This is a genomic window from Bacillus hominis, assembly GCF_018332515.1.
GTDB lineage: Bacteria > Bacillota > Bacilli > Bacillales > Bacillaceae_G > Bacillus_A > Bacillus_A hominis.
The window spans coordinates 39,031-49,486 of the sequence record NZ_BOQD01000043.1 but is presented as its reverse complement, the minus strand read 5'-3'; the positions used below and the strand labels follow the sequence as shown (position 1 = coordinate 49,486).

7 protein-coding genes and 2 pseudogenes are annotated in these 10,456 nt (G+C 34.0%); 6 read left to right on the top strand and 3 right to left on the bottom strand.

Annotation, left to right across the window (positions count from 1 at the left end; translation table 11 throughout):
• The first annotated feature begins 432 nt into the window (after positions 1 to 432).
• The gene (locus KI356_RS06180; protein WP_128282799.1) at positions 433 to 2,136 is read left to right on the top strand and encodes a putative bifunctional diguanylate cyclase/phosphodiesterase; all 1,704 of its coding nucleotides are present in this window, start codon (positions 433 to 435) and stop codon (positions 2,134 to 2,136) included.
• Positions 2,137 to 2,171: 35 nt separating this feature from the next.
• On the opposite strand, the gene KI356_RS06175 is transcribed toward KI356_RS06180, so the two are convergent.
• Positions 2,172 to 3,566 carry an amino acid permease gene (locus tag KI356_RS06175; RefSeq protein WP_128282800.1) on the bottom strand — a complete coding sequence of 465 codons (1,395 nt, stop codon included), beginning with the start codon at positions 3,564 to 3,566 and terminating at the stop codon, positions 2,172 to 2,174.
• 449 nt (positions 3,567 to 4,015) lie between these two features.
• Here KI356_RS06175 and treR point away from each other — a divergent pair, with 449 nt between their 5' ends.
• From treR to treC, 3 genes are all read left to right on the top strand, one after another.
• Entirely contained in the window at positions 4,016 to 4,726 is a 711-nt protein-coding gene (treR, locus tag KI356_RS06170) for a trehalose operon repressor (RefSeq protein ID WP_002063767.1), read from the top strand.
• Between the two features lie 140 nt (positions 4,727 to 4,866).
• Positions 4,867 to 6,294: a PTS system trehalose-specific EIIBC component gene (gene treP, locus KI356_RS06165; protein ID WP_212935059.1), complete on the top strand. Its 1,428-nt coding sequence runs from the start codon at positions 4,867 to 4,869 to the stop codon at positions 6,292 to 6,294.
• A gap of 13 nt (positions 6,295 to 6,307) precedes the next feature.
• Positions 6,308 to 7,969 (top strand): alpha,alpha-phosphotrehalase, encoded by a 1,662-nt coding sequence (gene treC, locus KI356_RS06160; RefSeq protein WP_212935058.1) that lies wholly within the window; start codon positions 6,308 to 6,310, stop codon positions 7,967 to 7,969.
• 83 nt (positions 7,970 to 8,052) lie between these two features.
• Here the strand turns inward: treC and KI356_RS06155 are convergent.
• Together KI356_RS06155 and KI356_RS06150 are read right to left on the bottom strand one after the other, a co-directional pair.
• Positions 8,053 to 8,321 (bottom strand): annotated as a pseudogene (locus KI356_RS06155) (Ger(x)C family spore germination C-terminal domain-containing protein); the annotation flags it as partial.
• A pseudogene (locus KI356_RS06150) lies at positions 8,310 to 8,516 on the bottom strand (spore germination protein); the annotation flags it as partial. The pseudogenes KI356_RS06150 and KI356_RS06155, both read right to left, overlap by 12 nt.
• A gap of 148 nt (positions 8,517 to 8,664) precedes the next feature.
• Between KI356_RS06150 and KI356_RS06145 the strand changes: the two are divergent.
• The gene (locus KI356_RS06145; protein WP_212935057.1) at positions 8,665 to 9,351 is read left to right on the top strand and encodes a CPBP family intramembrane glutamic endopeptidase; all 687 of its coding nucleotides are present in this window, start codon (positions 8,665 to 8,667) and stop codon (positions 9,349 to 9,351) included.
• A 29-nt stretch (positions 9,352 to 9,380) separates the two neighbouring features.
• Entirely contained in the window at positions 9,381 to 10,352 is a 972-nt protein-coding gene (locus KI356_RS06140) for a phosphotransferase enzyme family protein (protein ID WP_128282804.1), read from the top strand.
• The last annotated feature ends 104 nt before the right edge of the window (positions 10,353 to 10,456 follow it).

Genomic DNA, 10,456 nt, shown 5'->3' with positions numbered 1-10,456 from the left:
AATATGTTAAATGCAAATTTTGATTTTATATTATTATTTGTGAATAGTCGCATTTTGTATTTTAATCCTATTTCATTATGTATCAGCAATCAGATTTACATCTTAACATTTCAAGAAATAAAAGAGATTAGGTGTGAGGCCACATTAGTAGGGATTAGAGGCTAATAGTGATGAAATTGTCACTTTAAAAATTAAAGGAATGTAAGAGAATACTGTATAATAAGCTTAGATAAGCAGAGAGATGAGAAGCTTCTACTATAATTAAAACAGCACCATATTGCTTTTTATTACAAATAATATTATGTTATTTTAATCGGTCTATTTAATAATGTGGTTTATGTAAAGGTCTATTATGAGAAAATGAAATATCTCTATTTCTATGAAGAGAAACGAGTTGTGTTTTAGTCAGATAGGAAGCAAGGAGAGATGAGCATGCTAGAACAAAGAGATCATGCATTATATGACTCTTCATTGCAAGATTTAAAATTAGCATTAGATGAGTCTTCAATTGTTGCTATTACAGACCGAAAAGGTCTTATTACATATGTGAATGATAAATTTTGTAAAATATCAAAATATAAAAGAGAAGAGTTAATAGGAAAAGATCACCGTATTTTAAATTCTGGATACCATCCGAAAGCATTTTTTCAAGTCCTATGGAAGCGTATTTTGAGTGGAAAAGTCTGGACGGGGGAAATTCAAAATCAAGCAAAAGATGGTACGTATTATTGGGTTAAAACAACAATTGTTCCATTTTTAAATGAAAAGGGAGAACCCTATCAATTTATTGCAATTCGAAATGATATAAGTAGTAGGAAAGAAGCAGAACAAAGATTACGATTAAGCGAAAGTCGTTATAGAGAACTTGCTTATCACGATGCGTTAACAAGTTTACCAAACCGTCTACAGTTAATTACGACTGTAAATAAGATGATTGCAGAGAAAATAGAGTTTGGTATGATTTACTTTGATTTAGATCGTTTTAAATTAGTGAATGATACGTTAGGTCATATGATAGGAGATTTACTTTTAAGCGAAGTCGCTTCACGATTGCATTATGTACTAGAAGATAAAGATGTTCTAGCTAGGCTGGGTGGAGATGAATTTGTGCTATTAACAAAAAAACATACACAAGATGGGATGAGGCAGTTAGCGACATCTGTGTTGTCATGCTTTCAAGCGCCATTTATGCTTGAAGGTCATGAAATATATATTTCAGCCAGTCTAGGACTTTGTTCCTATCCGCAAGATGGAAAAGACGTTGAAACATTATTGAAAAATTCAGATTTAGCCATGTACAGTGCGAAAGAGCAAGGAAGAAATGCGGCGTGCTTCTTTACAGATGAATTACGTGCGAAAATAAATCGTAGAATGAAAATAGAGTTTGCTTTACAAAAAGCAATTCGTGACGAAGAATTAAAAGTGGCATTACAGCCCATTATTGATTTGAAAACAAAGAAATGTACTGGTATTGAGGCTTTAGCACGTTGTCAGACAGAAGAAGGTCCTATTTCACCAAGTGAATTTATACCTGTAGCTGAAGAGTGTGGACTTATTATAAAACTAGGAGATTGGGTACTAGAAAAGTCATGTCGACTGTTTAAAACTTTACCAGAGTATCAAGAGGGACTGAAGTTATCTGTTAATTTATCAATACAACAATTGATGCAAAAGCGATTTATTTTATCTGTTCGTAGTATATTGAAGCGAACAGGGTTTTCACCAAATCGTTTAATATTAGAAATAACAGAAAGTATAGCTGTACGTCATTTTGATTATATTATTGCTACATTACAAGAATTAAGAAGTATGGGAATTTTAATCGCTTTAGACGATTTCGGAACAGGGTATTCCTCATTATATTATTTAAAACAACTACCACTTGATATTGTAAAAATTGATCGTAATTTTATTCGTGAGTTTCATTATGATAACGCACAGCCAGAGCGAACGATTGTAAAATCGGTTATTGAAATTGCTCATAGTTTAAATTTATTAGTGGTTGCTGAAGGGGTAGAAACGGTAGAACAAGAAAGCTTATTACAATCAATGGGTTGCGATTTTGTACAAGGTTTTTATTATGCACAACCGTTAGATGTAGGTGAACTAAAAGAAAAGTTATTAACTGACTTTTAATAAAAAAAAGAGAAGCGGAAAGCTTCTCTTTTTTATTATTTTTTTTGTGAATCTTTCATTAAAATTGGATAAAGAATAAGGCCTAATACAAACAACCCAATTCCTAAGAAGAACGTTTTTAAATCAGCAGTTCCTGTTTTAATAACCCAAATGGAATATAAAAATGCTAGTGCAGTAATGATCCCATCTTTTATTCGAGATCCAGGCATTATATCATACGTTTCCCCCGTAATAACTAATTTTAACTGGTACAAGGTAGAAACAAGGTACGGGATTAAATATGCTAATGTCGCCACAACAATAGCGAAATTATATGCTTCTGAAACAGTACCAGAAATCGTTGAAAATAAGAAAATTTGTGTCATCACATTTGTAATAAATAATGATTTTGAAGGACTTCCTTTTTTATTTGTTTTTCCGAAAAACTTAGGGAAAAGCCCATTTTTTGCTGCTTGGTAAGGTACTTCTGAGCTAACAACGATCCATCCTACAGTAGAGCCGAATAAAGATACGAGTGCAAGTAAGGCCATTATATAAGCACCTTTAGTACCAATTGCTAAATTTAATGCATCTACTAATGGCTTTTGAGACTCTTTTAAAGCGTCTTGTGGAAGAGCACCCATTGTTAGTAGAGTAATTGCCATGTAAATAATAAGGGCGATAATTAATCCGAAAATCGTAGCTTTCTTAACATCGCGCTGAGATTTTGCGCGGTTAGAGAGCATAACTGCTGACTCAATACCGATAAACGCCCAAAGTGTTGCAATAGCAGCTGAATTTATTTGTCCACCCAACGCAATAGGTTGTCCAGCTTCATTCATAAATGTTTGACCGTCCCCGAAATTAGAGGCATTGAAAATGAATAATGTGATTACAATAAACATTGTAAATCCGATGATTTTTGCAATCGTTGCAAGAAGGTTCATATTTCCTGCTCTATCAATATTTTGAGAAAGAATATATTGAATTCCCCATAGCATCATACTACATACTAGGAAGGTTAAAGCTTTTCCAAGTTCTAATGAAAATCCGTTTGTTGAAAAGAGAATTTGCTTACTTTGTAAAACTGGGAAGAATGTTGATAAATATCCGGCAAAGGAAATAATTACAGATGCTGTAGCAGCCCAGTTAGCAGCCCAATAACCCCAAGCCATACTATATCCTGCAACTTTACCTGCCTTTTGGGAAGTAAACATTGCTTGGGCGTAACTTTGTGGTCCTGCTTTTAATTCTGGTTTACGAATTGCTAAATTTCCGAATACGAGTGCAATCATAAATACACCAAGTCCTGTAATACTCCATGCAAGTGTAGATCCCATTGGACCTGATACGTGTGCTAAATTTGCTGGGAGCATAAATACGCCGCCACCAACCATATTCCCGATAACAAAAGCTGTTAAAACCCATAATCCCCATTTTTTCGTTTCCATTTTTGTTAACTCCTTTGTAGTAAGTTTTGCGTAAACATCATTTTTTACTAGCTTTTTGACAATAAAAAAAGAGCCATGTAGATAAAAAATACCTACATAGCTCTTCGCCTAACGTAGGTACAACGGGAATAACCCTTGTACCTACGCGTAATTTTTCCGCTAGGTTTCAAGGGTTACGTATGATGATGATGTTTTTGTGCAAATGTAACTACAATTGTTGTATAAGTAAGCATAGTTCTTTGCTCCCTTTCTCCTCTGATTTTGAAGTTAGTATACTACATGTTTTTTTGAATGAAAAGAAAAATATGAAAAAATTTATAAAAATACGTTTTAGAGACTAAATATTTACCTATAGTTTTCTTGTACTGGAAAATAAGTGAGAGATTGGCAGAAGAGTATAGCATGGTATAATACATATAGAACTAGAAGGTGACAAGGGGCTATTGTAGATGATGAGTAAGTATGAACAAATTTATACAGAAATCAGCAAGTCTATTGATAATAAACAATTAAAAGAAGGATGCAAAATTCCATCAGAAACGGAATTAATGAAGCAGTATGAGGCAAGCCGGGGGACTGTAAGAAAAGCTGTAGATTTATTGCAAGAGCGTGGATATGTTCAAAAAATACACGGAAAAGGTGTTTTTGTATTAAAGCGCAAAAATATTGAATTTAACTTTGGTGGTATTGTAAGTTTTCAAGAAGAAAATGAACGTTTAGGACGTTACTGTATTACAGAAGTCGTGGAAATAGAGAAAATGAAAGCGACGAAAGATGTAGCAAAGTTATTAAACGTGAAAGAAAAAACGGAAATAGATCATATTAAACGTGTTCGAAATATTGATGGAGAAAAAGTAATTTTAGATATAAACCATTTTGTATCGGAGTATATTCCAGGATTAACGAGAGAAATTGCAACTGCATCGATTTATAAATACATTGAGAAAGAATTAGGGCTACATATTAGCTATTCACAGAGGGTAATTGAAGTACAACCATGTACAGATGATGACCGAAAGTACTTAGATTTAAATGGAACAGACTATGTTGTCGTTGTAAAAAACTTTACTCATTTATACGATGGGAGTCAGTTCGAATATACGGAATCACGTCACCGTTTAGATATTTTTCACTTTTCGGATGTGGCGCGAAGAAAGTAAAGGGATGGAACAAAATATTGTTCTATCTCTTTTTTTTATAAAAAAATCACCAACTCGTATATACGAGTGTTGACTAACTTATATATACGAGTTAATATGTAAGTGTAAACGGTATCAAAAAAGAAAAGAGGGATGGAAATATGGGGAAAGACTATCGCAAAACAGCAGAAGAAGTGCTGCAATATATTGGTGGGAAAGACAATATCGATCAAGCGGCACATTGTGTAACGAGGCTTCGTATCGCTTTGAAGGATGAAAGTAAAATAGATAATGATAAATTACAATCTGTTTCATTAGTGAAAGGAGCGTTTCATAACGCTGGGGTATTTCAAATTGTAATTGGTCCAGGTGATGTGGATCGAGTATACGCTGAATTGATAACGCTTGCAGGTATGGAAGAATCGACAGTAGCTGACGTGAAAGATTCTGGAAACCAAAAGTTAAATCCGGCTCAAAAGTTTGTAAAAGTATTTTCCGATGTATTTATGCCGATATTACCAGCGATCGTAACAGCTGGTTTACTAATGGGGATTAACAATCTATTAGGGGCAAAGGACTTATTTTTTGATGGTAAAAATTTATTAGATGTTTATCCGAACTTAGGTGGACTATGGGATTTAATTAATATGATGGCGAATACAGCATTTGTATTCTTACCAGCACTTGTTGGCTGGTCAGCGACGAAGCGTTTTGGTGGTAGTCCGATATTAGGAATCGTAATGGGATTAATGCTTGTGCATCCTGCCTTATTAAACGCTTGGGATTATGGAAAAGCAGCAACTGGTTTAGAGGGACAAAAGATTGAGTACTTCAATATTTTAGGATTGTTCCAAATTGAAAAGGTTGGATATCAAGGTCAAATTTTACCAGTTTTAGTAGCGGCATTCGTATTAAGTAAAGTTGAAATTTTTTTAAAGAAACATGTACCAAATGCAATTCAATTATTAGTTGTACCAATTACAACGATTGTAGTAACAGGAGTGTTAGCTTTAGGAATTATCGGTCCAGTTACACGTCATATTGGAGACTTATTAACGGCTGGATTAGTAGGAGTATATGAAACAGTACCAGTACTTGGAGCAGTATTATTCGGAGCATTATATGCACCGTTAGTAATTACAGGTATGCATCATATGTTTATTGCGATCGATTTACAGTTAATTGCACAACACGGCGGTACATTTATTTGGCCGATGATTGCTCTTTCAAATATCGCACAAGGTAGTGCGGCACTTGCAATGTTCTGGATTTCAAAAAATCAAAATGATAAAAGTATGGCATCAACATCAGCGATTTCAGCGTACTTCGGTATTACAGAACCAGCGATGTTTGGTGTGAATTTACGAAATAAATTCCCGTTCTATGCAGCGATTATAGGATCTGCTGTGGCAGCGATATTTATTACATTAAACGGTGTATTAGCACCGGCTATCGGAATTGGCGGATTGCCAGCATTCATTTCTATCATTCCGAAATCGATTCCAATGTTTATTGTAGGAATGATAATCGCAGTAGTAATTCCATTTACATTAACATGGTTATTTGCGAAACGAGTAAAACAAAAGTAGGAGGAAATTAAGCATGAAAGATTGGCATAAAAATGTAGTTTATCAAATTTATCCGAAGAGCTTTAATAGTTACTATAATAAAGAAACCGGTGATATAAAGGGAGTTACAGAGAAATTAGATTATTTAAAGGAACTCGGAGTGGATTATATTTGGTTAACACCAATATACCAATCACCACAAAATGATAATGGTTATGATGTAAGTGATTATTATTGTATAGATCCATCTTACGGAACGATGGAAGAGTTTGAAGAACTTTTAGAAGAAGCGAAGGCACGTAATATTGAGATTATGCTTGATATTGTTGTAAATCACAGTTCAACAGAGCATAAATGGTTTAAAGAAGCGAGTCAAGATAAAAATAGCCCGTATCGTGAGTATTACATTTGGCGTGATGAAAAGAATAATTGGCAGTCTAAGTTTGGTGGACCGGCTTGGAAGTATGATGAGAAGACAGGACAATATTTTTTACATCTATTTGATGAGACACAAGCAGATTTAAATTGGGAAAATGAAAAGCTTCGTGAAGAAGTATACGATATGATGCGCTTTTGGCTTGATAAAGGTGTAAAAGGATTCCGTCTTGATGTTATTAATTTAATTTCAAAGGATCAAAGGTTTTTAAGTGATGAAGGAAGCACGGCTACAAGTGATGGGCGTAAATATTATACGGATGGTCCACGTGTCCATGAATATTTACAAGAGATGAACCGAAATGTTTTTGAAGGGAAAGATGTGATTACAGTTGGAGAAATGTCATCTACGACAATTGATAATTGTATTAAATATTCAAACCCTGAGCGTAATGAATTAAGCATGACGTTTAGTTTCCATCATTTAAAGGTAGATTATCCAAATGGTGATAAGTGGACGAAAGCTGATTTTGATTTCATTAAATTAAAAGAAATTATGTCTAGTTGGCAAATTGAAATGCAAAAGGGCGGAGGATGGAATGCGTTATTTTGGTGTAATCATGACCAGCCTCGTATTGTTTCACGTTTTGGAAATGATGAGAAGTACCGAAATGAATCTGCTAAAATGTTAGCGACAGCTATGCATATGTTGCAGGGCACACCTTACATTTATCAAGGCGAAGAAATTGGTATGACAAATCCTAAATTCGAATCCATCGAGCAGTATCGCGATGTGGAATCGTTAAATATATACGATATAAAGCTAGAAGAAGGATTATCAAAAGAAGAGATTATCGGGATTTTAAAACAAAAATCTCGTGACAACTCCCGTACTCCGATGCAGTGGAATGAAGAGGTAAATAGTGGTTTTACAACAAGTACACCTTGGATTTCAGTGGCTGAAAACTTTAAAGAAATAAACGTAGAGAAGGCATTAGAAGATAGAGAGTCTGTATTTTACCATTATAAAAAGTTAATTGAACTTAGAAAAAAATACGATGTCATTACAGAAGGGAAATATGATGTTTTAAATGGGAATCACCCTAAGATTTGGGCATATACACGTACTGTAAAGAATGAAGTATTACTTGTTGTAAGTAACTTCTATGGAGAAGAAGTTGCTTACTCTATACCAGAAGATGTTCAATTAGATGAGATGAAGCAAGAAGTTTTATTATCAAATTATAAAGATTCGAGTACGGATATAAACAATCTTATATTAAGACCGTATGAGTCGATTGTATATCGATGTACGAAATAAAGTGAAACTTTTAATCAGTAGGGGGTCTTACTGCCCGTTAATGCGGGATAAAAAGGTTGTATGCCCACGAGGCATACAACCTTTTACTTTAAGACACCGCTATACAAAATATCCACTTCTACTTCAGGTTTAAACTTCACTTTTGCATAATCTTTATTCCAATTTTTTTTCTTCCATAAATCAGGGGAATAGGCGATAAGATATCTTCCGATACCGAAAGCATCACAATTTGCTTTTTGTAATTTTTTTGTTATGCGTTTTGCTTCTTTTGTGAGTAGCTTAGATAATTCCTTTTGTAGTTTTTTCTTTCGCCCATTGTATAAAGATTATCGCTCGGTGCTTCAAGAGCTAATTGATGAATTAAATTTGGGTCTGCTAAAGATTCGATATATAAGATCGTGCCTTTTCCGTTTTGAAAAGGAACATCTAATTTTTTTATATCATCAGAATGGCAGAGCTTGTTATCGATGTAATTAATGTTTTCGGGAAGTGATGGAAACATATGCTTCTTGTTATTGTTTTCTTGTTTATCTTCTCGCTCTGTCATAATTTCCACCTCTTTTAGAATAAAGTCACTTCTGTTAATTTTTTCTTTTTATGAGAAATTTATGCTTGGATTATTTGAAAAAGTAGCTTGAAAGTTACGTTACGTCATCTTTTATACTAAAGAAAATAGGGTATAGGGGATGGTGTAGATGACTTTAAAATATATGTGGGGATGGAAAGAAATTTTATATTTATTTGTTTTCGTATTTCTGATTGTACCAGTAATGATTGAATCTCTTTTTTATGATTATGCTTTAAAAATAATAGGGAACTCATTATATGCTGGAGTATTAATGGGGCTTATAATGGCAGTGATATTTACGTTTGTAGTTTATCTTTTTTGCATAAAAAGATATAAACTGTCGTGGAAAGATATTGGAATTAGGAAGCTTTCATGGAAAGATTTCTTGTGGACATTTGTAGCGGTTATTTCTTTGATTGTAGTTAGTATTGGTGTATTAATGATAATGGAGAAAATGGGTATTTCCTTTGAAAATAGTAAAACGGATACGGTCCAAAAGGATAAATCAATATATTCATTTTGTATCGCGGTAATTGGAGCGGCGGTTATATCACCAATATATGAAGAGATTTTATATCGCGGTGTTTTTTATACGTTTTTTCGAGATAGATATGGCATATGGGGCGGTGTGCTTATAAGTTCAATAATATTTACAGTTGTTCATATTCCCACATATAACACATTACCGGTGAATTTTTTAAGCGGAGTAGTATTTGCGTGGTTATATGAGAAAACAAATTCTATTTTATCGGCTATGATTGCCCACGCATTATTCAATTTCATAGCAGTACTTCTCACATTCATGTCGAATTAATTAGAGGGTACATATAGGAGGGAATAAATATGGAAATAGCTGTGGAACGAGTTTTTACAAATGAGATTTTAGCAGAAGCTGCAAAGATATTTAATGTAACAGTGGAAGAAAAACCACTTGGTGATTTTGAGAATTATATTTTTAAGGCGAAGGATAAAAATAATGGAGATTACGTATTACGATTAACTCATTCTTCTCATCGCTCTAAAAAAGAGGTAGAGGCTGAACTAGATTTTTTACGGTATGTTGCGGAGCATGGGGCGAAAGTGGCGGGACCTCGTAATTCAATATCTCAAAATCTTGTAGAAGAAATCGGAGCGGAAGATGGCACTTTCTTTTTTGCGTCTTTATTTACATATGCAAAAGGTGAGCAAGTAAAAGGAGATGAATCGCCTTATTGGGGAGATCCTTTCTTTGAAGCTTGGGGAAAAGCGATTGGACAACTGCATCGCCTTACAATGGATTATCCTAAAACAGACTACCGTGATACGTGGGAAGAGGACGAAAGTAGCATTGTTAATGAATTAGAAGATGAGAAAGTGAAAGAGATTGCTACTGTGTTAATGGATGAAATAAAGGTCCTGCCAATCGAAAAGGAAACGTTCGGTCTTATGCATGGTGATATTCATCCTGGTAATTTTCATTATGATGGAGAAGAGCTTACAATCTTTGATTTTGATGATGCGACATATAATTACTTCATTCATGATTTGGCAATGGTTCTTTATTACTCTGTGCTATTTATACCGTGGACTACAGAAGAGAAGACGAAATTTGCTTGTAAACAGTTACAAGTGTTACGAAAAGGTTATGAATATGAGCACAGGCTAGCGGATAGTTGGTATGAATCGTTACCGTTATTTTTACGTTTACGTGATATAGGCCTATACGGTACGCTTCAAAAGAAGTTTAAAGGGAAAGATATGCCAGATCATTTTCGAGAATTAGCAGAACAACTCTATGAAAGAATTATAAAGAAGGAAGCAATTGTGAATATATAATACATCCAGATCGAGACAAAGTATACAAAATAAATGTATACTTTGTTTTTTTATACAAAAATATGTTTACTTTATTAAAATAATATTGTTATAGATTCGGTATA

Bases quoted from the DNA above. Each gene is read 5' to 3' on its own strand.
- KI356_RS06145 (WP_212935057.1), top strand. From the start codon at position 8,665: ATGACTTTAAAATATATGTGGGGATGGAAAGAAATTTTATATTTATTT.
- treR (WP_002063767.1), top strand. From the start codon at position 4,016: ATGATGAGTAAGTATGAACAAATTTATACAGAAATCAGCAAGTCTATT.
- KI356_RS06180 (WP_128282799.1), top strand. From the start codon at position 433: ATGCTAGAACAAAGAGATCATGCATTATATGACTCTTCATTGCAAGAT.
- treP (WP_212935059.1), top strand. From the start codon at position 4,867: ATGGGGAAAGACTATCGCAAAACAGCAGAAGAAGTGCTGCAATATATT.
- treC (WP_212935058.1), top strand. From the start codon at position 6,308: ATGAAAGATTGGCATAAAAATGTAGTTTATCAAATTTATCCGAAGAGC.
- KI356_RS06140 (WP_128282804.1), top strand. From the start codon at position 9,381: ATGGAAATAGCTGTGGAACGAGTTTTTACAAATGAGATTTTAGCAGAA.
- KI356_RS06175 (WP_128282800.1), bottom strand. From the start codon at position 3,566: ATGGAAACGAAAAAATGGGGATTATGGGTTTTAACAGCTTTTGTTATC.